The sequence below is a fragment of the Vibrio sp. 10N genome, assembly GCF_036245475.1.
GTDB lineage: Bacteria > Pseudomonadota > Gammaproteobacteria > Enterobacterales > Vibrionaceae > Vibrio.
In genome coordinates this window covers 554,256-574,972 of record NZ_BTPM01000001.1, presented here as the reverse complement: position 1 = coordinate 574,972, position 20,717 = coordinate 554,256, and the positions used below count along the sequence as shown (strand labels likewise).

Below are 20,717 nucleotides of genomic sequence, written 5' to 3'. Positions count from 1 at the left end.
ACTTAAGTATCGATACGCCAAGGCCTATCGATACATAAAACCAGTTATCCCGCAGACTCCGCTTGAGCGCTTTCTGCCATCATTTCTGCAGGGAACCAACCAACGGCTGCGCCTGTGTCGTATCGCAAATCGATGTAACTGATTTGAGATACCTTGTCACCCAGTTCGCGATACAGAGAGATAAAACGCTGTAAGCGCTCATCAAGTGCATCTTTGCCTAGCTCTAAACGGATCCCATTATCGAGGATCACTTGCCATGCACGACGTTCATTCAACACTAGTGAAGATATCGCTAGCCCTAAACTTGCTAGCTTGGCATTGCTGTCACGATAAGTATCCAACACAAAGCGTTCAGTGCCCATCGGACCATATAGCTTCACTTTCTGCTCTTCAATCACAGAAACATCACCGCTGAACACCACTCCGTGGATATCAAGCATATCGATGCCATTCCAAATCGCGCTAGCCTGGTACTCGGTCAAAAACACCTTCACGGTGTCTGGCCACTGTTTACGTACCGATGCTTGCGATACCCATGGGATTTGCTCGACACTTCGCTGAAGTACATCAATGTCTTGAGACATAAATGTCCCGATATGTTCCAAATTCGCAAAGGCGTGTTGGACATCTTTAGCGCTCACATGAGTTAGATCACCCTGTAGCACTATCTTAGATAATGGAAGGCGCTGGTCGTCCCACATCCAGCTAATGGTGGAATAAAGTGTTGAACCGATGACTGCGATCACTGCAAATAAAAAAATCGCCCCGATCCCGTGTTGTGAAAACAAGGAAGCTCGACGCGTTCGCTCTACACTGCTGTCTGAAGTTTCAGTCAAACTCTTTGGTCCCTTATTAACTTCTCTTCGCCTTTCCTTAAGATAGTGGAATAAGAGTCTAATCTAATGGTGTTAACCTTAGGATTATACTAATCAATATCAAACTATCAAACACTCAACCCAAGAAAACTGGGCTTTTGCGCACTGAAACAACAAAAAAGTTCGGATGGGCGATCAAATTACTGCACCGCACATTCGAACTCATAAACTATTAAATACTCTCGAAAAACGAGAAACTAGCTGTTTTTCATCACTTCGATGTCTAGCTTCATCTTCTCAAGCTGCTTGGCTACTTTACCAATATCACCCGCCCCTTGCGTCAAGACGAGGTCGCCGTCTTGCAAAAGATTGGATAAAACTGATGGTAAACCACTCATTTCTGGGACAAAAACCGGATCCAGTTTACCACGCGTACGAATGGTTCTGCACAATGAACGACCATCTGCACCCGCAATTGGCGCTTCACCAGCCGAATAGACATCTAGCATCACCAAGACATCAACTTGTTCAAGTACATTGGCAAAATCATCATAAAGATCACGGGTACGACTGTAGCGATGTGGCTGGAACACCATGACCAAACGCTTATCTTCCCAACCGTTGCGTGCCGCTTTAATGGTCACGTCCACTTCAGTTGGGTGATGACCATAATCGTCGACCAGCATGACACTTCCATTACCGGTGTCAAACTCACCTAAGTGTTCGAAGCGACGACCCGTGCCTTCAGTACCAAGCATCGCCTTAACAATCGCCTCGTCACTGATATTATCTTCAGTCGCGACGGCAATAGCAGCTGATGCATTCAGAGCATTGTGTTTGCCTGGAATATTCAGGGTAATCTCAAGGTTATCTCGGTCTTTTCTGACAACGGTGAACTTACCTTGCTGACCTTCTTGACGATAATTCTCAATACGTACGTCCGCATCTTCAGAGAAACCGTAAGTAATCACTTGACGACTAACACTTGGAATCAGCTCACGAACCACAGGATCATCAACGCACATCACAGCCTGTCCATAGAACGGCAAGTTGTGTAAGAAGTCGATAAAGGTTTGCTTTAGAGTGTCGAAGTCACCACCATAAGTATCCATATGGTCTGCTTCAATATTGGTCACAATACTAACCATTGGCTGAAGGTGTAGGAAAGACGCATCACTTTCATCAGCCTCAGCAATCAGAATACGGCTTGAGCCCAAACGCGCATTGGTACCCGCACTTTTTACCAGGCCGCCATTTACAAAGGTAGGATCCATGCCTGCTTCTGAATAGATTTGCGTAACCAACGCTGTGGTCGTGGTTTTACCGTGCGTTCCCGCAACCGCAATACCATGTCTAAAACGCATCAGTTCAGCCAGCATTTCTGCGCGGCGTACAACCGGAATGCGCAGCTCTTTCGCCGCCACAAGCTCTGGATTCTCTGGGTCAATCGCGGTAGAGACCACGACCACACTAGCAAGATCGATATTACTCGCTGCATGGCCAATGAAGATAGTCGCCCCTTTCTGCTCAAGACGTGCAGTCACAGCATTTTCAGCAATATCAGAACCGGTAATTTGATAACCCTCGTTCAGCAGCACCTCTGCGATGCCACTCATACCTGCACCACCAATACCTACAAAGTGAATACACTTCACTCGTCTCATTTCAGGTATCAGGGCACGGATCTGTGCTAAGTCTGGAGTTTGTTGCTGTGTCATGAGTAAGTCTCGTTAATCTATTTTGTTAATTCGATAATTTCTTTCGCGACGCGTGTATCCGCATCGAGCTTAGCCGCTTGTCGGGCATTGATAGCCAGCGTTTTGAGCTGTGCTCGGTCTAGGCTGCGAATTTGCTCAGTGAGCTTTTCTACGCTCAGTTGAGGCTGTTCAATCATGTAGGCCGCTTGGCAGTCGACCAAATGGTCACCATTGAGCGCTTGCTGACGATCTTTGTGCATAAATGGGATAAAGATAGCCCCTACACCTGCTGCAGCAAGTTCAGAGACCGTCAGTGCACCCGAGCGGCAAACCACAAGATCGGCCCATTGATACGCCGCAGCCACATCATCAATAAATTCGGTCACCTGAGCTTTATCAACTTGGTGCTGTGAATAAAGCTCAGCCACTTCTTGCTGACTGCCTTTACCCGCTTGATGACGAATAGTATAGCCTTCACCCAGTGCAGCCATAACTGGCGGCAACGTATGATTGAGAATACGTGCGCCTTGACTACCACCCATCACCAAAATGCGAATATCGCCATCGCGGCCGTTGAGCCTTGCTTCTGGCGCATCTATGTCCAGCAAATCTTGACGTACTGGATTGCCGACCACTTCGGCATCGGCAAAAGCACCCGGAAAGGCTTGAAACACCTTTTTGGCAATTTTAGACAGCCACTGGTTAGTGAGTCCCGCGACACCATTTTGTTCATGCAAAACAACAGGTATGCCCATAGTCCAAGCAGCAACGCCCCCTGGTCCACTGACGTACCCGCCCATGCCAAGTACCGCATCAGGTTGCCAGCGTTTTAAATGTTGGCGAGCTTGAAAAATAGCACTAATGATTTGAAACGGCGCTTTAATCAGCTTGGCAATACCTTGCCCACGCAAGCCCTTCACTTTAATAAAATCAATCTCAATACCATGCTTTGGCACTAAGTCTGCTTCCATTCGGTCTGCGGTTCCGAGCCAGCGGATCTCCCAACCTTGCTCTTGCAAGCGCTTTGCAACTGCCAACCCTGGAAATACGTGACCACCAGTACCACCAGCCATCACCATTAAACGTTTATTTTTCGTCATCTTGTTTCTGTTTCTTATCTGTTTGTGACTCTTTGTTCTCTGAGTCTTTGCGTGGTGGTTCACTGTTCTGAGCAGGCTCAGCGTCCGGTAGTAGTCGACATTCATGATCGACGCGAAGCAATATCGACACGGCGACTGACATAATAATCAAACTGGAGCCACCATAACTGATCAGCGGCAAGGTTAAGCCTTTAGTCGGTACCATACCCGCTGCAGCTCCCACATTGACCAACGTTTGAAACGCAAACCAAATACCAATCGCAAAGCAGAGGTAACCACCAAAAAACTGCTGTTTTTCAAATGCGCGCTTACCGATATACAGCGACTTGATAACCAGCGCAAACACCAGCATCAATACTAATACAACACCAACAAACCCGAGCTCTTCGGCTAGCACGGCAAAAACAAAGTCGGTATGCGCCTCAGGCAAGTATTCCAGTTTTTGCACTGAGTTTCCCAGGCCTTGCCCCATCAAATTACCGCGACCAAACGCCATAAGTGACTGAGTGAGCTGATAACCACTACCGAAGGGGTCTTCCCAAGGGTCTAAGAACGAGGTGACACGCCTGACACGATACGGCTCAACCAAAATCAATGCGATAACCGCACTGACGCCGGCAACGAATAACGCAATAAACTGTGACAGCTTAGCACCGGCGATAAACAGCATACCAAACAGTGTCACCAGCATCACCACCACGGTTCCTAAGTCCGGCTGACCCAATAGTAGAATGGCAAAGGTGGTAAATACCATGATCGGTTTAATAAACCCGCCAAAAAACGACTGCCGCACTTCGTCTTGCTTTCTGACTAAATAGCCGGACATAAAGATGAACAGCGACAGTTTGGCTACCTCCGCTGGCTGAAGGTTAAACAGCCCAAGCGGGATCCAACGTGATGCCCCGTTAACCGACTTGCCGACAACAAGTACAACGATCAGTAAGAAAATCGATATCGCTAGCAAATAGGTACTGTACTTAAACCACTTAGCGATCGGTATTTGCAGCACTACAGCAGACGTGCCAAGCGCCAACACTAAAAAAATAGCGTGGCGAAACATAAAGTGGAACGGCTGATCCGTCAGTCGAGAACTGATAGGAAACGAGGCTGAAGTTACCATCACCAGTCCCGTCACCATCAACCCAAACGCCAACCAAACCAGTTGTCGGTCATAAAGCGTATCTGGAGCACTGTGGGTCATCCATCCCATGGTGCGTTGTCGAATTTGATGAAACATAGTGACGAATCCGTGTTAACTAACTTGCGCTGAAAAACGCAGTGCCAGCTCGGTGAAGTGATCGCCTCGAGCCATAAAGTTGGCAAACTGATCAAAACTGGCGCACGCTGGCGACAACATGACCATATCACCTTGCTTCAATCGTGGCGTGATCTCAGCCAAAATATCGTCCATTGATGCAAAGTAACGCGCACTATCGTGAAGCGGCTGGAATTCCTGTCCATCACGGCCAAAACAGCACAGTTCCACATTCAACGTACTAAGCGGCGTAGCAAGCTCAGAAAAATCCGCGCCTTTACCAACTCCGCCAACAAGCAAGTACAACGTGCCTTGGAGTGTTAAACCAGACAAGGCTGCAAGCGTACTTGCTACATTAGTGGCTTTTGAGTCATTAACCCATTTAACGCCCGATTGCTCGGCCACCACTTGGCAGCGATGGGTTAATCCTCGATAAGATTTTAAGCACTCTAATGCGGTGCGATAATCAACATTTGCTAGTTTAAGCAGCGCACAAGCGACCAAAGCATTTGACCAGTTATGCTGGCCAACAATACTCAGTTCATCGGCGGCAACGATTTTTTCATCGCCATCCATCAACCAAGTACGTCCACCAAACACCTGCATGCCAAACTGCTTAGCATCAAAACCAAATGTTGATAGTGCTAAGGAAGACTCGGTGGGATAAGTCTCTGGCTCGTCGCGATTTACCAACACATGCTCAGCATGTAAGAAAATCCTACGCTTGGCTTCGGCATAATCCGCCATACCTTCGTAGCGATCCATATGGTCTTCTGAAAGATTCAAAAACGTCGAGACTTTAGTGTTTAGCGACGACGTCGTTTCCAGTTGGAAGCTGGATAGTTCAAGCACATAGAGATCGGCATCAAGCTCGAGTAAATCGAGGGCTGGGACACCAATGTTACCGCCCACTCCGACATTCAGCCCAGCTGCCTTAGCCATCTCACCCGTCAAGTCCGTGACAGTGCTTTTGCCGTTTGAGCCGGTAACCGCGATCACCGGTTTATCATTAGCCCAAGCAAACAACTCAATATCGCCAATGACAGGCACGCCGTTTGCCATGGCTGCGCTAATTTCTGGCGTCGCTAGTGCGATACCAGGGTTACACACCACTAAATCAGCCTGCATCAACCAATCGGCTTCAAAACTGCCAGTATGTAGGGCAACACCCTCTGGCAATTGCTCTGCGCCAGGCGGGTTATCTCGACTGTCCATTACTTGGATGGTCAATGTAGGATGATATTTACGAAGGTGATTAACGACGGAGAGCCCGGTAATACCGAGCCCTACGACGACCACTTGCTGAATGTCTTGCCAACGTTCCATGAACAAGGATCCCTAGCCTGTTGATTAACGTACTTTAAGCGTTGCTAGGCCGATAAGTACCAATACGATTGAAATGATCCAGAAACGAACAATAACGCGCGGCTCTGGCCAGCCTTTTAGCTCATAGTGATGGTGAATAGGTGCCATGCGGAAAATACGCTGACCACGCAACTTGTATGAGCCGACTTGAAGGATTACCGACAGTGTTTCCATTACAAACACACCGCCCATGATCACCAGTACAAACTCTTGACGCACCAACACGGCAATCACACCCAGTGCGCCGCCAAGTGCTAGCGAGCCCACATCGCCCATAAATACTTGCGCTGGGTAAGTGTTAAACCAAAGGAAACCAAGACCTGCACCGACCATCGCAGTACAGAACACCACAAGCTCAGAGGTGTATGGAATATAAGGAATATGTAGATAAGCGGCAAAGTTAACATTGCCCGTTGCCCAAGCGATCACCGCAAAACCAGCAGCAACCAATACCGTCGGCATGATCGCGAGGCCATCAAGGCCATCGGTGAGGTTCACCGCATTACTGGTACCAACAATCACAAAGTAAGTAAAGACAATGTAGAACAGCCCCATTTGTGGCATCACATCTTTAAAGAATGGCACGACAAGTTGAGTGGCCGCGGTATCTTGGCCGTGAACATATAGAGCAAATGCCACCACCAAGGCAATCAGCGACTGCCAAAAGTACTTCCAACGAGCAATCAAACCATCGGTGTTTTTACGTACCACTTTGCGATAATCATCAACAAAGCCTACCGCACCGTAGCCAATTAATACCGCAAGAACTGCCCAAATGTATGGGTTGCTCAAATCAGCCCACAGCAATACGGTGATCGAAATGGCTGACAAGATCATCACACCACCCATGGTCGGTGTGCCGCGCTTACTAAAGTGCGACTCAGGACCTTCATTACGAACAACCTGGCCGATCTGCAACATTTGTAGACGGGCAATCATCTTTGGCCCCATCCACAAAGAAATACCTAAGGCAGTTAATACACTGACAATAGCTCTGAATGACAAGTATTCAAACAGACGAAAAAAAGAAAAGTATGGCTGTAGTAATTCTGCAAGCCAAATAATCATGTGTATTTCTCCTTCAGTGCATTGGCGATAGTAAACATGCCAGCACTTAGCGCCCCTTTAACCAACAAGGTATGAGAGGTCTGGTTTAACTGTTTTAATGTGTGTTCGATATGCGCGAGCATATCGTCGTGACTTATAAAATGCTGTCCACCGCAAAGGTCACTGATTACTTTCGCATCCTCACCATAGGTTAAAACGTGTTCAAATGCGAAAGGTGCAGCATGTTGTCCGACTTCTTTGTGAAGTGCAAGGCTTTCATACCCTAATTCTGCCATGTTACCCAAAATCAACCAGCGTTGGGTTTGAGTAAACTGGCCCAACAGATCCACTGCCGCCTTCATCGCAGGAACACTGGCGTTGTAGCTATCATCAATCAAAGTGATCGTGTCGGTAAGCTTCTCAACATCAACGCGACGTTTCACTTTACTCAGTGATTGCAAACCGTGTTGAATTTGTTCGAGGGTTGCACCAACTTGTGTTGCCAACGCGGATGCGGCCACGGCATTCGCCACATTGTGCTCACCGATGATCGTCAGCGCAATCGAGATGTTGCCTGTTGGGGTATGGAGTGTAAACAACGGGCTACCAAGAGATGACAAGGTTATGTCAGAGGCGTAAAAGTCTGCGTGAGCGTTCTGCTTGGCGATGCGCACCACTTGTTTGTCACTCAGTACCGATTGCCAATAGTCACCGCCTTCACTATCAAGGTTCACAAGTGCAATACCACCCGCTGGCAGCCCCTGATAGATTTCACCCTTAGCCTGCTTAACGCCCTCAAGAGAGCCAAAGCCTTCTAAATGCGCCTCGGCCACATTGTTCACCAACGCGACATCCGGATTGGTTAACGCGGTTGTGTAAGCAATTTCGCCAATGTGGTTCGCGCCCAATTCAATAACCGCAAAGTCGTCTTGCGGCGTAGAGCGCAACAAGGTTAGTGGCACGCCGATATCGTTATTAAAATTACCAGCGGTATACAGCACCTGACCTTTGCTAGACAAAATGCTGGCAATCATCTCTTTTACCGTCGTCTTACCGCAACTACCGGTAATGGCAATGGTCTTAGTTTGGCAGCGTCTATGAACTTCCGCTCCCAGTTTGCCAAGCGCCAGCTTACTGTCGGCAACAACCACTTGAGAGACCGCAACATCAAGTTTTCTTTCGACAATCAGCGCCGCAGCCCCTTTCTCTACGGCTTGCTCAGCAAAGTCATGAGCATCAAAACGCTCCCCAACCAGAGCAATAAACAGAGCGCCTTGTTCTATGGCACGCGTATCTGTGGTCACATCGGTGATGCTAGTATTTTCGCCCACCAGCTGACCATCAACAACGGCAGCGATATCGGTTAACGTCAGTTCAATCATAGCGTGAGTCCTAGTAGCTGCGCCGCAGTTTCACGATCGGAATAGTGAACACTTTCGTTACCAATCACTTGGTAATCTTCGTGTCCTTTACCCGCCAGTAGAATAATGTCAGAAGCTGTCGCGTGCTGAACCGCTAACTGAGCCGCATTAAAACGTTGATGCTCAATAAATGCCTCTTCTGGTACACTCATTCCGGCCAGCATATCGTCGACAATCGCTTTGGGATCTTCACTGCGTGGGTTGTCATCGCTTAAGATCACCTTATCTGCCAACTGCTCAGCGATCGAGGCCATCATTGGACGTTTACCTTTGTCTCGGTCACCACCGCAGCCGACAATAACCCAAAGCAGACCATCACAATGCACGCGAAGAGCCTGCAAGGCTTTCTCTAGCGCATCTGGCGTGTGGGCGTAATCAACCACCAGCTTAGGTTTACCATCCGCTTGAAACAGCTCCATGCGCCCCAGTACCGGTTGCAGCTTAGATGCAGTGTCCATTAGTGCTTGCTTGTCAAAACCAAGCTGAAGCAGAGCAGAAAACGCCAGTAACACATTGCTCGCATTGAACTGACCAATCAGCGGCGCATCGAGTTTGCCACTGCCAAAGCAGCCATCAAACTCTAAAGAGATGCCACCGTCACTATACTCAACCGATGTTGCCCAAACGCCCTTTTCACCGAGCTGGTGCCCTTCAACAGACACAGCAATCGCATCGCTGCGTGCGGACAGCCAGCGGCGACCCACTTCGTCATCGACATTCAGCACCGCGTGCTCACAGTGATGTCCAGTAAACAGGAGCTTTTTGGCCGCTTCATAACCTTCCATCGTGCCGTGATAGTCCAAATGGTCGCGGCTGAGGTTAGTGAAAATACCTAATGAGAAAGGCACGGCGGCCACACGACCTTGAACCAGGCCATGGGAGGAGACTTCCATCGCCGTATATTGCGCGCCTTGGCCGTCTAACTGAGACAAAATACGCTGCACATCAATGGCACTGCCCGTGGTATTTTTCGCTTCTTGCAAGTCGTTCAAGAAACCGTTACCCGTGGTGCCCATGATGGCGGCTCTATCACCGACAAGCTCAATCCACTGCGCGATAAGCTGGGTGATGGTGGTTTTACCATTCGTCCCCGTTACGCCAATCACTTGCTGCCTATATTGATAAAGACGCGCGGCCATCACTGACAACAACGTGTCGAGTTGATAAATATGAACAACAGGTACGCCGTCGACGAGAGTGACTTCGCCATGTTTGTGCTCGGCATCGGCCTGAGCAATCACTGAATCGGCACCAGACTGAATCGCACGCTCGATAAACAGTCGTCCATCCACCGTATGGCCGATGATCGCCACGAACGTATCGCCTGGCTTAATGGCGCGGCTATCAAGCTCTAAGTTAGACACATTAATAGCACCGAGCGTGTCATCTGCCATCAGCTTACTGCTGTCATCAAGCCATGGTTTTAATAGCTTTGCCAATGTCAAAGAGGTCAACATTGTTTCTCACCTATTGCTGAAATTGGTTTTCGTCAGGAGCGACATTGAGTATCTGCAGCGCTCCTTTCATGATTTCGGAAAAGACAGGGCCTGCCACGGCACCGCCATAATACTGATCGCCTTGTGGTTCATTGATCACCACAACTAAGGCAATACGCGGGTCACTCACTGGCGCGACGCCTGAGGTGATCGCCACATATTCATCACTGTAGCCACCCGCCGCGGCCTTTCTTGAAGTACCGGTTTTCGCAGCAACTCGATACCCTGGTACCGCCGCTCTTGTAGCGGTACCACCAGGCTGCGTTACTGCCTCTAGCATATGCAAAACCGACATGGCGTAGTCATGGTCAATAACCTGCTTGGACAAATCCTGCTGATTGCTTTCAATAATATGTACCGGCTGATACAAGCCGCCATTACCGAGTGTGGCGTAAGCGTGTGCTAACTGAAGGGGCGTGATAGAAATACCATAACCAAACGCGAGAGTTGCGATTTCAAATTGCGACCAACGACGACGGTTCGGGAAAATACCCGTTGTCTCACCAACTAGGTTAAGACCAGACAACTGACCATAACCAATGGAACTGTACATCCCAAGTAGCGCTTCTAGCGGCATGTCTAGAGCTAGCTTTGCCACACCGATGTTACTCGACTTTTGCAGGATTTTAGCTAAGTTCGCTTTGCCCACTTTCGATGTATCGCGCACCCGGCTTCCGCCAATCTGCATGATGCCATTACCAGTATCGATAATGGTGTTTTCATCGGCAACACCCGCCTCAAGCGCCGCTAGCACCACAAATGGTTTAACCGTAGAGCCCGGTTCCATTGCATCGGTTATGACACGATTTCGCATCGTAAAAGACTGGCGTGAAGAGCGGTTGTTCGGGTTATAAGAGGGCGCGTTCACCATGGCCAATACACCACCGGTTTTCACATCAATGATAACGGCACTGCCCGAGGTCGCACGGTAATCCGCCACGGCCTGTTTAATGGCGCGATAAGCGATAGCCTGCAATCTTTGATCGACGGTAAGCTCAAGTGGTTTACCTTCTTCTCTGTCTTCAAGAGAGATGTTTTCCACCACGCGGCCATAACGGTCTTTACGAATAATGCGTTTACCCGCTTCTCCGGTCAGCCATTTGTCATAGCTGCGCTCAACCCCTTCGAGACCGTGACCGTCGATACCAGTCACCCCTACTAAGTGAGCACTAACCTCACCAGCAGGATAGTAACGTCTGGACTCTGCTTTCAGCCCTACGCCAGAGAGTTTCAGCTCTTTGATGTACTTCGCCATCGCAGGGCTCACTTGACGCTGTAGGTAAATGAATCGGCGTGATTTGTTCTTGTTGATTTTGGCAATAAGCGCATCGCGGTCGAGACCAAGTACATCAGCAAGGGCATGCCAACGGTCGAGCTGTTTTAAACCATCATCTTTGAATATTGTTGCGGGATCGGCCCACACTGCCTGAACGGGCACACTCACGGCAAGTGGCTCACCGTTTCTATCAGAGATGATGCCGCGTGCTGAAGGCAGAGCTTTAACACGCACTGAGCGTAAGTCACCCTGTTTAATCAAGTTGTCTGGTTCGATAACTTGAATATAACCGATACGCGCAACCAGCGCGCCAAAGATAAGCAGCACACCGCCCATAATGAGACGAAAACGCCAAGCGATCAGCGCAGGTTGGTTAGCGGCTTGCTGAGATTGTTTTTTGTTGGAAGACTTAACGACTTTTTTGCCTTTCATTTCAGGGAAACCACTACTTCCTTGTCTGCGTCGGGGCGCGTCATATCTAACTCTTGTTTGGCCATAGCCTGAACACGGCTATGTTCCGACAGCGCATTTTCCTCAAGCAACAGGTTGCGCCACTCATTATCAAGTCGCTCACGCTCTTGAAGCGCGATATCTTTCTCATTGATCGCCTCGCGGGTGTGATGCGTGGCAAACACAACCCCCATTGCAGTGGCAAATATCATCAGAAACACGATAAGCGGAATGCGGCCTACCGTGATGATATCTAAGGCAATCAGTTTCGCGAGATTATGAGTCGGTTGGTTAGACATCCCGTCATCCGTTACAGTTTTTCCGCTACACGAAGTACTGAGCTGCGTGAGCGAGCGTTCATTTCCACTTCTTGACCCGAAGGCTTAAGTGCCTTACCGATCGTTTTTAAGTTAGCACTACCCAAAGCTCGAATTTGATCTTCGGTCATCGGAATACCGTGTGGTACTTGTGGCCCTTTGCTCTCTTTACGCATAAAGTGCTTCACCATGCGATCTTCGAGAGAGTGGAAGCTGATCACCGACAGTCGACCTTGTGGAGCAAGAATACTTGCGGCACCTTTCAATGCCGTATCGATCTCTTCAAGTTCACTGTTGATGTAGATTCGAAACGCCTGGAATGCACGTGTTGCTGGGTGCTTTTTCTCTTTAAAGCTCTTGGGTGCAGCTTCAGAGATCAACTTCGCCAACTGGCCAGTGCGTGTTAACGGCTCTTTTTCTTCATCTTCACGATGCGCCACAATGGCTTTTGCGATTCGACGAGCATGTTTGTCTTCACCAAATTCGCGGATCACCCAAGTAATATCATCCAGATCAGCTTGCGCTAACCATTCAGAGACGGGCATACCTGAGGTTGGATCCATACGCATATCAAGCGGACCATCTTTCATGAAGCTAAAGCCACGTTCAGCATCGTCCAGCTGCGGTGAGGAGACACCTAAATCAAGTAAAACGCCATCCACTTTACCCACCAGTTCATAACGCTCTGCGTATTCTGCCATTCCAGAAAACGGGCCATGAATGATGGTAAAGCGAGGGTCATCAATCTTTTTTGCTTCTTCAATCGCAGTTGGATCGCGGTCAATACTAAATAGGCGACCGTTTTCACCCAGTTGTGAAAGAATTTGACGACTGTGACCACCGCGGCCGAACGTTCCATCAATGTAAGTTCCATCCGGTTTGATAGCTAGACCATCAATGGATTCGTGAAGTAGTACCGAAATGTGTTGAAAGGATTCGCTCATGGGTGATCTCGAGAGTTGCTTAGCAAAGACGACAAGTTTACTGATTTCCTTCAGTAACGTCATCTGGTTAAGTTCAGCCTATCGTAAAGATAGGTGATAAAAAAGCAAAAAACCCATCACAAAATCAATTTGTAATGGGTTTTTCTATAATAGGTGAAGTTGACCTGTAAGCCGGGTTCTGTATCCGCCGAAGCGGTGATAGCCATTCGTCTAGGCCAGCAATCGCTCACTGGCTCGAGCAACCTACCCGCCCCCTTACGCGAGCCACGCAATGTGGGGGCCTATTTGGTCTTGCTCCGGGTGGAGTTTACCTTGCAACGAACTATTGCTAGTCGCCCGGTGCGCTCTTACCGCACCCTTTCACCCTTACCTGTGCTCCTTCCGAAGAAATGGAGCCATCGGCGGTCTTCTCTCTGCTGCACTTGTCGTAGGCTTTCGCCCCCCAGGCGTTACCTGGCACCCTGCTCTGTGGAGCCCGGACTTTCCTCCCCTCCGTCAGTCTCCCCCAAGACAAGCTCAAGGGGACGTCAACGAAGCAGCGACTATCCGGTCAACTTCAGGGCGCGGATTGTAACTAAGCGAGCGTGATTACTCAATGTTTTTCTAGGATAAGTTTTCTAGACCCCATTTATACAGGGCATTCTTTTTGAGGTTATAGATCTCAGCGGTCGCTGCAGCCGCTTTTTTCAGTGGCAGATCTTTGACCAAAATAGCCAATGTGCGTGTCGCCTCATCCGGCAGCTCTTCATTGACAGGTTCACGATGACCGTGGATCAGTAACACCATCTCGCCGCGCTTGCGGTTATCATCTTCTTCAATCCATTCAATTAGCTCACCGAGTGGCAACCCTTGAATGGTTTCATAAGTTTTGGTCAGCTCGCGCGCCAACACCACCTCACGCTCAGGGCCTAGCACTTCAAGCATATCGGCAAGCGACTCGGTAATGCGGTGTGGTGACTCGTAGAAGATGCAGGTGCGCTCGGCTTTGGCGATCTCCATGAATTTGTCTTTGCGGCCTTTGCTTTTCGCTGGCAAAAAGCCCTCGAAGCTAAAGCGGTCAGACGGCAAGCCTGATGCGCTAAGTGCTGTAATCACGGCACAGGCGCCAGGTAATGGCACAACTTTTACGCCTGCCTGACGACATTGAGACACCAAATGATACCCTGGATCGCTGATAAGCGGTGTGCCAGCATCAGAGACCAATGCGATGGATTCACCCGCAAGCAGTTTATCGACTAAAACTTGCGCTTTTTGCTGTTCATTGTGATCATGCAGCGCAAATGTTCTAGTTTGAATATTGAAGTGAGACAGAAGCTTGCCTGTATGGCGCGTATCTTCAGCAGCAATAATGTCGACGCTATTTAGCACATCGAGCGCTCTTTGTGTGATATCACCGAGGTTTCCAATCGGTGTCGGTACAATAAAGAGCGTAGGTTGCTCAATATAAGTAGTTTTGTTGCTTGTCATTTGTTTACCAGCACTTCAACGATTAATATAATGATTTTACACGAATAGTGATTAAAGAGCTCATGGCAATGATGAACCCAAAGAGAAATAGTGTAACACGCCTACTGACTCCAATTGCATTGGCTTTGTCCATTGCCGCTTGTTCTACCCAGCCAAGCGCCCCAGCGAGCGTTGATATCACCCTTGCACCCACCGCTTCCTCAGAGACCTATTTGATGCGCGCTGACGCCGGTCAAGATGGGTTTGCGAATGAATGGTTGATCTTAGCATTCAAAGCATCGATTCAAGAAGGCAACTACGAACAAGCTCAAAGGCTCTCTAATCGACTAGCCAAACAAAACCTCACTACGGTGCAGCAAGCTGAATGGCAACTAGCTCGCGCAGAGCTAAACCTTCTTCAAGGCAACGCCGAAGATGCCTATTTACAACTTAGCTTCCCAGCAGAATGGCCGCTCGCCCAGCAACAGTGGCAGCGCTACTATCAACTTCGCGCCCAAAGCTTAGCTGCAATGGGGAACTATTTTGATGCAAGCCGTGAGCTGATTGCCCAAGCAGGTTTCAGCGCCAGTGACCAGCAAGAAGCCATTAATGCTCAAGTTTGGCAGTACATGAATCAGTACTCAGAGCAAGATCTAGCGACATTAGTTGCTCAGCCAAATGAAGAAGTACTCGACGGCTGGCTGCAGCTTGCGACCTACATGAAAGCAATGGGAGCCAGTCTGCCACAGCTACAAAATACACTCGAAAACTGGCTAGCAGAAAACCCAACGCACCCAGCCGCTATTTATACGCCGCAAAGTATTTACGACATTCTCAACCTAGAGATTGCTTCGCCACAAAGCACAGCTCTACTGCTGCCATTATCGGGTAAGTATGCCAAGCAAGCTCAGTTGGTACGCGACGGATTTATGCTGGCGATGATGGATGACGACCTACGCGATCCAGAAGCTATTTTCACCGTTATTGATACTAACGAAGCCACTCCTGCAGACATCAAAGCGAAGCTAGTCGCTAATGGTGTTGATTTTATTGTCGGCCCGCTAGTGAAAGAAAATGTTGAGAAGCTGCAGCAAGCACAGCAAAGTTCTGAAACGCCAATTCCAGCGTTAGCACTCAATATTCCCAATGAGATAGAGCCAACACAAATGATGTGTTATCTGACTCTGTCTCCAGAGCAAGAAGTTGCCCAAGCAGCGCAGCACCTTGCAAAAAATCAGTATGCCTATCCACTGATCATCGCACCACAAGGCAACCTAGGCGATCGCGTCGCTAAAGCTTTTGATGCTGAGTGGGCTAAGGTAAGCGACAACAAGGTTGCGGTAGCGCAGTACGCAAACCGAGCACAACTGCAAAAAACCATCAACAACGTATTTGGCTTGCAAGAAAGCCAGCAGCGTATCGCACAGATGGAAACGCTGACAGGCATGAAGCTTGAAAATCAACCACGTAGTCGCCGTGACATTGATTCGGTGTACATCGTCGCGAACAATGCTGACCTAACGCTTATCAAACCGTTTATTGAGGTGGCCATCAACCCAGACGCGAAACAACCACAGTTGTTTGCTGATTCACATAGCCACAGTGAAAAACGTCAATACGAAGACCTCACTGGCGTGGTATACAGCGATATTCCACTACTCGTAGAGCAAAATAGCGATCTTGATACGCAAATGACGAAGTTCTGGCCGAAGAGCTCAAACGCCGAGAAACGCCTACAGGCACTGGGAATGGATGCGTATACCCTGACTAAGGAGTTACCACAGCTTAAAGCGGTACAAGGTTACTCAGTAGACGGCCAAACCGGTGTATTGACTATCGACCCTGATTGCGTGGTTCAACGCCAGATTGCTTGGGGTGTATACGGTGAGCAGCCTATAAACCAGAACGCGACAGAACAAGAAGTAGCCGCAACTCAGGAAGAGAACAGCGATGACCCTACTGCCTTGGAAACGACGATCAGCGAATAAGCGTGCCGTTGGCAAAAATTATGAGGAACTGGCTAAAGACTATCTCGGCCGCCAAGGCTTAGTTCCTCTAACAGAAAACTTCACGGTAAAATGCGGTGAAGTTGACCTGATCATGCAAGATAAATCGAGCATTGTGTTTGTTGAGGTCAAATACCGACGCAATCAATGTTATGGTAGCGCCCAAGAAATGGTCACGCGCACCAAAGCCAAAAAGCTCGAGAAAGCCGCCACTCTGTGGCTATTAAAAAATGGCCTGTCACCCTACGACACCGAGTTTCGATTTGATGTTGTTGCCATTCATGAACATGGCAATGACATCAACTGGATAAAAAACGCCATCACTCAAGGATAACCATGCGCGATAGCATCAAAGAAAGTTTTACTGAAAGCATCCAAATTCAAATCGCCGCAGCCGAAGCGCTGCCAGACGTCATCACTCACGCTGCGCAAGCCATGGTCGCAACGCTACTTAATGGCAATAAGATCCTTTGCTGTGGTAACGGCGGTTCAGCGTCAAACGCTCAGCAGTTTGTCTCTTGCCTACTGAACCGTTTTGAAACCGAACGTCCAAGTCTACCGGCGATGACGCTGACCGCGGATAACACCACGATGACAGCGGTGGCCAACGACTACAATTTTGAAGACATTTTTGCTAAACAAGTCCGTGCCTTCGGCCAAACCGGCGATATCCTGCTGGCCATTTCGACCAGCGGCAACAGCAAAAACGTCATTAAAGCAATGGAAGCAGCTGTGACCCGAGACATGACCATCATTGCCTTTACCGGCAAAGATGGCGGTGAAATGGCAGGCTTGCTTGGTGAGAACGATGTAGAAATCCGTATCCCATCACACCGTACCGCACGTATCCATGAGGTACACATGGTGACACTCCACTGCTTGTGCGATTTGATCGACCAAGTGCTATTCCCATCCCACGAAGAGTAACACTATGAAGATGTACAAAGTGATGACGCTGGTCCTTGCCAGCGTTCTACTTTCTGGCTGTGCGGGACTGTTTGTCGCCGGCGCCGCAACGACGGTAAGCCTAGTTACCGATACTCGCACTACCAAAGAGATTTGGAATGACAGCGCTTTAGAGTCTGAAGTCGCAGGCATGGGCAACAAAGCTCCTTATGTCGGCAACGTTCGTGTCGTTGCCAGCTCACAACGCGGCACAGTTGTGCTCATGGGCCAAGCAAATACCGAAGCCCTACGTAGTCAGTTGGAAAGCCAAGTAAAAGGACTCAATGGTGTCCAAATTGTCTACAACCAAGTCCGTATTAAACAGCCACTGACTTTCACACAAATCAGTAATGACAGCTGGTTAACCACTAAGGTAAAGTCAGCGCTATTAACCGACGAAAGACTCAACGGTGTGAAGGTCAAAGTGATCACTGAAGACCGTGAAGTGTTTCTGCTTGGTTATGTGTCTAAAGAGCACGCCGATGTGGCAACGGAAATCGCCAGAAATGTATCGGGTGTAAAACAAGTTATCCGTGCGTTCCAATTCAGTGAGCAACAAGAAAAGCTCAACACAGAAGCTGAACCAGAACAACCAGCTCCAGCGGCAGAGCAGCCTCAACAAGAAGAGGAGATGAAGCCGATCATCGAAGAGCCTGCACCTTTTGTGGAAATCGAAGGCTAAAGCTTCCAACCACAGAAAAGTACAACAGCCAGCATAATTGCTGGCTGTTTTTGTTTCTAGGCTCAATAGCATAAAAGGCCAGTCACTAGACTGGCCTTATCTTAAATCGATAACTTAGTTTGGCTTATGGCTTAAGTGCGCGTTCACCACGAGCAATGCCCACAATACCGCTTCGAGCCACTTCAACCACATCCGTCACTTCTGAGAGCGCTGACACAAACGCGTCAAGCTTTTCAGCTGTACCTGCGAGTTGAACCGTATATTGCGATGATGTGACATCAACAATCTGACCACGGAAGATATCCGCTGTGCGTTTCACTTCTGCACGTGCAAAGCCGCTCGCTTTGACTTTCACCATCATCAGCTCACGCTCAATGTGATCAAACTCAGTCACTTCCTGAACCTTGAGAACATCAATCAGCTTGTGTAGCTGCTTTTGAATCTGCTCAAGCTCCATTTCATCCGATTCAGTAGTGATATTCAGACGTGATAACGTCTCATCATCGGTTGGCGATACGTTGAGCGATTCGATGTTGTAGCCACGCTGAGAGAACAGGCCAACCACGCGAGAAAGTGCACCCGGTTGGTTTTCCATTAGTAGCGAAATGATATGTCTCATATTAAGTTCTCTCCGTCTTGCTTAGCCACATCTTATCCATGCCTTCCCCTTTGATTTGCATCGGGTAAACGTGCTCTGTTTCGTCAACGTTAATATCAACGAACACGAGGCGATCTTTCATCTCTAACGCTTTCTTCAGGCCAGATTCCAGCTCGCTTGGGTTCGAGATGCGAATGCCCACGTGACCATAAGCTTCAGCAATAGCGGCAAAATCTGGAACCGAGTCCATGTACGAGTTGGAATGGCGGCCTTGATAAATAATATCCTGCCACTGTTTCACCATACCTAAGAAACGGTTGTTGAGGTTAATGATCTTAACTGGCACATCGTATTGCATGGCCGTCGACAGCTCTTGAATGTTCATCTGGATGCTGCCATCACCGGTGACACACACCACCTCTTCATCTGGGTATGCAAACTTCACCCCAATCGCTGCTGGGAAGCCGAAGCCCATGGTGCCAAGACCACCTGAGTTGATCCAGCGGCGTGGCTTGTTAAACGGATAGTAGAGCGCTGCGAACATTTGGTGCTGACCCACATCGGATGCCACAAATGCATCACCGCCCGTCAGTTTGTGCAGCACTTCAATTACTTGCTGTGGCTTAATACGCTCTTCCGAAGTTTCGTAACCAAGACAGTTACGCTCCTTCCAAGAGGCAATATCATCCCACCAAGTATTGAGCGCAGCTTCGTCATTAGTGCCGCCCTGCTCTACCAGAAGTTTAAGCATGGTCTCTAAGATCACATCCGCAGAGCCAACGATTGGCAAGTCAGCGCGAACGTTTTTCGAGATAGAAGAAGGGTCGATATCGATATGTACTACCTTCGCATCTGGGCAGTACTTCTCGAGGTTATTGGTAGTACGATCGTCAAAACGTACACCCACACCAAAAATAAGATCGGCATTATGCATCGCCAGGTTAGCTTCATAAGTACCGTGCATACCAAGCATGCCTAGTGAGTTTTTATGTGTACCAGGGAACGCACCCAGCCCCATTAGCGTGCTAACAACCGGCAAGTTCAACGTCTCTGCCAGTTTAATAAGATGCTGATCTGCTTCCGACATGATGGCACCGCCACCCACATACAGAACCGGCTTTTTCGCTTCTAAAATGGCTTTCAGCGCTTTTTTGATTTGCCCTTTATGACCCGAAGTGGTCGGGTTGTATGAGCGCATCTTAACGGTTTCTGGGTACTCGTAAGGGAATTTGATCTGCGGATTCATTACGTCCTTCGGAATATCAACTACAACCGGGCCTGGGCGGCCAGTCGACGCGATGTAGAAGGCTTTCTTCAGCGTTTCAGGGATATCTTCCGCACGTTGTAATAGGAAGCTGTGCTTAACCACAGGACGTGATACACCCACCATGTCACACTCTTGGAACGCATCATTACCAATTAAGTTATTCGGCACGTTACCAGAGAGCACGACCATAGGGATCGAGTCCATGTAAGCGGTAGCGATACCGGTAATGGTGTTAGTCGCACCAGGGCCTGAACACACAAGTACCACACCCGGTTTACCGGTAGCACGTGCGTAACCATCAGCCATGTGTGTCGCGGCTTGTTCATGACGAACGAGGACGTGTTGGATATTCTCGCGCTTTTCATGCAGCGCATCGTAGATATCAAGAACGGAACCACCTGGGTAACCAAAGATTTGTTGTACACCTTCGTCAATCAAAGATTGAACGATCATCTCTGCACCAGATAGCATTTCTGGGGTTGAATCTGCCATATTGTCTCCTTACCAGTTGCCTCAATAATCAGGTTGTCATTGAGCTGGCATTACATAGTTAGGTCTTATTCGTAGCCTAAATCGAAATTACTCACTTT

Annotated in this window: 18 protein-coding genes and 1 other RNA gene; 4 read left to right on the top strand and 15 right to left on the bottom strand. The window is 48.7% G+C overall.

From position 1 onward, the window contains the following. Positions 1 to 44: 44 nt before the first annotated feature. The 13 genes from AAA946_RS02860 to rsmI all read right to left on the bottom strand — a co-directional run bounded on the left by AAA946_RS02860 (position 45) and on the right by rsmI (position 14,650). Positions 45 to 836, bottom strand: coding sequence for a cell division protein FtsQ/DivIB (locus AAA946_RS02860; RefSeq protein WP_445206050.1), 792 nt, complete (start codon positions 834 to 836; stop codon positions 45 to 47). 236 nt (positions 837 to 1,072) lie between these two features. Continuing rightward, on the bottom strand, positions 1,073 to 2,533 hold the full coding sequence (murC, locus tag AAA946_RS02855) for a UDP-N-acetylmuramate--L-alanine ligase (RefSeq protein WP_338163535.1): 1,461 nt from the start codon (positions 2,531 to 2,533) through the stop codon (positions 1,073 to 1,075). Between the two features lie 17 nt (positions 2,534 to 2,550). Then, positions 2,551 to 3,612: an undecaprenyldiphospho-muramoylpentapeptide beta-N-acetylglucosaminyltransferase gene (gene murG, locus AAA946_RS02850; RefSeq protein ID WP_338163534.1), complete on the bottom strand. Its 1,062-nt coding sequence runs from the start codon at positions 3,610 to 3,612 to the stop codon at positions 2,551 to 2,553. Then, complete coding sequence (gene ftsW / locus AAA946_RS02845) at positions 3,599 to 4,849, bottom strand: cell division protein FtsW (protein ID WP_338163533.1); 1,251 nt, start codon at positions 4,847 to 4,849, stop codon at positions 3,599 to 3,601. Before ftsW ends, murG begins: the two co-directional genes overlap by 14 nt. Before the next feature lie 15 nt (positions 4,850 to 4,864). Further along, positions 4,865 to 6,193 (bottom strand): UDP-N-acetylmuramoyl-L-alanine--D-glutamate ligase, encoded by a 1,329-nt coding sequence (murD, locus tag AAA946_RS02840; protein WP_338163532.1) that lies wholly within the window; start codon positions 6,191 to 6,193, stop codon positions 4,865 to 4,867. A 24-nt stretch (positions 6,194 to 6,217) separates the two neighbouring features. Then, a complete protein-coding gene (mraY, locus tag AAA946_RS02835) occupies positions 6,218 to 7,300 on the bottom strand; it encodes a phospho-N-acetylmuramoyl-pentapeptide-transferase (protein ID WP_338163531.1) in 1,083 nt (360 codons plus the stop codon). Beyond that, positions 7,297 to 8,661 (bottom strand): UDP-N-acetylmuramoyl-tripeptide--D-alanyl-D-alanine ligase, encoded by a 1,365-nt coding sequence (locus AAA946_RS02830; RefSeq protein WP_338163530.1) that lies wholly within the window; start codon positions 8,659 to 8,661, stop codon positions 7,297 to 7,299. The genes mraY and AAA946_RS02830 overlap by 4 nt, the downstream gene beginning before the upstream one ends. After that, complete coding sequence (murE, locus tag AAA946_RS02825; protein WP_338163529.1) at positions 8,658 to 10,157, bottom strand: UDP-N-acetylmuramoyl-L-alanyl-D-glutamate--2,6-diaminopimelate ligase; 1,500 nt, start codon at positions 10,155 to 10,157, stop codon at positions 8,658 to 8,660. The genes AAA946_RS02830 and murE overlap by 4 nt, the downstream gene beginning before the upstream one ends. 10 nt (positions 10,158 to 10,167) lie before the next feature. Further along, positions 10,168 to 11,904 carry a penicillin-binding transpeptidase domain-containing protein gene (locus AAA946_RS02820; RefSeq protein WP_338163528.1) on the bottom strand — a complete coding sequence of 579 codons (1,737 nt, stop codon included), beginning with the start codon at positions 11,902 to 11,904 and terminating at the stop codon, positions 10,168 to 10,170. Then, positions 11,901 to 12,221 carry a cell division protein FtsL gene (gene ftsL / locus AAA946_RS02815; protein WP_338163527.1) on the bottom strand — a complete coding sequence of 107 codons (321 nt, stop codon included), beginning with the start codon at positions 12,219 to 12,221 and terminating at the stop codon, positions 11,901 to 11,903. Before ftsL ends, AAA946_RS02820 begins: the two co-directional genes overlap by 4 nt. Before the next feature lie 11 nt (positions 12,222 to 12,232). Then, positions 12,233 to 13,183 carry a 16S rRNA (cytosine(1402)-N(4))-methyltransferase RsmH gene (gene rsmH / locus AAA946_RS02810; protein WP_338163526.1) on the bottom strand — a complete coding sequence of 317 codons (951 nt, stop codon included), beginning with the start codon at positions 13,181 to 13,183 and terminating at the stop codon, positions 12,233 to 12,235. A 151-nt stretch (positions 13,184 to 13,334) separates the two neighbouring features. Continuing rightward, positions 13,335 to 13,741: RNase P RNA component class A (rnpB, locus tag AAA946_RS02805), an RNA gene on the bottom strand. A 45-nt stretch (positions 13,742 to 13,786) separates the two neighbouring features. After that, entirely contained in the window at positions 13,787 to 14,650 is an 864-nt protein-coding gene (rsmI, locus tag AAA946_RS02800) for a 16S rRNA (cytidine(1402)-2'-O)-methyltransferase (RefSeq protein WP_338163525.1), read from the bottom strand. Positions 14,651 to 14,718: 68 nt separating this feature from the next. Between rsmI and AAA946_RS02795 the strand changes: the two genes are divergently transcribed. From AAA946_RS02795 to AAA946_RS02780, 4 genes are read left to right on the top strand one after another with little or no spacing between them, the layout of a single operon-like run. Next, the gene (locus AAA946_RS02795) at positions 14,719 to 16,617 is read left to right on the top strand and encodes a penicillin-binding protein activator (protein WP_338163524.1); all 1,899 of its coding nucleotides are present in this window, start codon (positions 14,719 to 14,721) and stop codon (positions 16,615 to 16,617) included. After that, the gene (locus AAA946_RS02790; RefSeq protein WP_338163523.1) at positions 16,580 to 16,969 is read left to right on the top strand and encodes a YraN family protein; all 390 of its coding nucleotides are present in this window, start codon (positions 16,580 to 16,582) and stop codon (positions 16,967 to 16,969) included. The genes AAA946_RS02795 and AAA946_RS02790 overlap by 38 nt, the downstream gene beginning before the upstream one ends. Positions 16,970 to 16,971: 2 nt before the next feature. After that, on the top strand, positions 16,972 to 17,562 hold the full coding sequence (locus AAA946_RS02785) for a phosphoheptose isomerase (RefSeq protein WP_103880070.1): 591 nt from the start codon (positions 16,972 to 16,974) through the stop codon (positions 17,560 to 17,562). A gap of 10 nt (positions 17,563 to 17,572) precedes the next feature. Next, the gene (locus AAA946_RS02780; RefSeq protein ID WP_338165759.1) at positions 17,573 to 18,262 is read left to right on the top strand and encodes a BON domain-containing protein; all 690 of its coding nucleotides are present in this window, start codon (positions 17,573 to 17,575) and stop codon (positions 18,260 to 18,262) included. 124 nt (positions 18,263 to 18,386) lie between these two features. Here AAA946_RS02780 and ilvN read toward each other — a convergent pair whose 3' ends face one another. After that, the gene (ilvN, locus tag AAA946_RS02775; protein WP_338163522.1) at positions 18,387 to 18,881 is read right to left on the bottom strand and encodes an acetolactate synthase small subunit; all 495 of its coding nucleotides are present in this window, start codon (positions 18,879 to 18,881) and stop codon (positions 18,387 to 18,389) included. A gap of 1 nt (position 18,882) precedes the next feature. Beyond that, a complete protein-coding gene (locus tag AAA946_RS02770; protein WP_338163521.1) occupies positions 18,883 to 20,619 on the bottom strand; it encodes an acetolactate synthase 3 large subunit in 1,737 nt (578 codons plus the stop codon). Positions 20,620 to 20,717 lie beyond the last annotated feature (98 nt).

Bases quoted from the DNA above. Each gene is read 5' to 3' on its own strand.
- AAA946_RS02770 (WP_338163521.1), bottom strand. From the start codon at position 20,619: ATGGCAGATTCAACCCCAGAAATGCTATCTGGTGCAGAGATGATCGTT.
- murE (WP_338163529.1), bottom strand. From the start codon at position 10,157: ATGTTGACCTCTTTGACATTGGCAAAGCTATTAAAACCATGGCTTGAT.
- rsmH (WP_338163526.1), bottom strand. From the start codon at position 13,183: ATGAGCGAATCCTTTCAACACATTTCGGTACTACTTCACGAATCCATT.
- murC (WP_338163535.1), bottom strand. From the start codon at position 2,533: ATGACACAGCAACAAACTCCAGACTTAGCACAGATCCGTGCCCTGATA.
- AAA946_RS02820 (WP_338163528.1), bottom strand. From the start codon at position 11,904: ATGAAAGGCAAAAAAGTCGTTAAGTCTTCCAACAAAAAACAATCTCAG.
- ilvN (WP_338163522.1), bottom strand. From the start codon at position 18,881: ATGAGACATATCATTTCGCTACTAATGGAAAACCAACCGGGTGCACTT.
- AAA946_RS02830 (WP_338163530.1), bottom strand. From the start codon at position 8,661: ATGATTGAACTGACGTTAACCGATATCGCTGCCGTTGTTGATGGTCAG.
- mraY (WP_338163531.1), bottom strand. From the start codon at position 7,300: ATGATTATTTGGCTTGCAGAATTACTACAGCCATACTTTTCTTTTTTT.
- AAA946_RS02785 (WP_103880070.1), top strand. From the start codon at position 16,972: ATGCGCGATAGCATCAAAGAAAGTTTTACTGAAAGCATCCAAATTCAA.
- murG (WP_338163534.1), bottom strand. From the start codon at position 3,612: ATGACGAAAAATAAACGTTTAATGGTGATGGCTGGTGGTACTGGTGGT.
- AAA946_RS02780 (WP_338165759.1), top strand. From the start codon at position 17,573: ATGTACAAAGTGATGACGCTGGTCCTTGCCAGCGTTCTACTTTCTGGC.
- AAA946_RS02795 (WP_338163524.1), top strand. From the start codon at position 14,719: ATGATGAACCCAAAGAGAAATAGTGTAACACGCCTACTGACTCCAATT.
- murD (WP_338163532.1), bottom strand. From the start codon at position 6,193: ATGGAACGTTGGCAAGACATTCAGCAAGTGGTCGTCGTAGGGCTCGGT.
- ftsL (WP_338163527.1), bottom strand. From the start codon at position 12,221: ATGTCTAACCAACCGACTCATAATCTCGCGAAACTGATTGCCTTAGAT.
- rsmI (WP_338163525.1), bottom strand. From the start codon at position 14,650: ATGACAAGCAACAAAACTACTTATATTGAGCAACCTACGCTCTTTATT.
- AAA946_RS02790 (WP_338163523.1), top strand. From the start codon at position 16,580: ATGACCCTACTGCCTTGGAAACGACGATCAGCGAATAAGCGTGCCGTT.
- ftsW (WP_338163533.1), bottom strand. From the start codon at position 4,849: ATGTTTCATCAAATTCGACAACGCACCATGGGATGGATGACCCACAGT.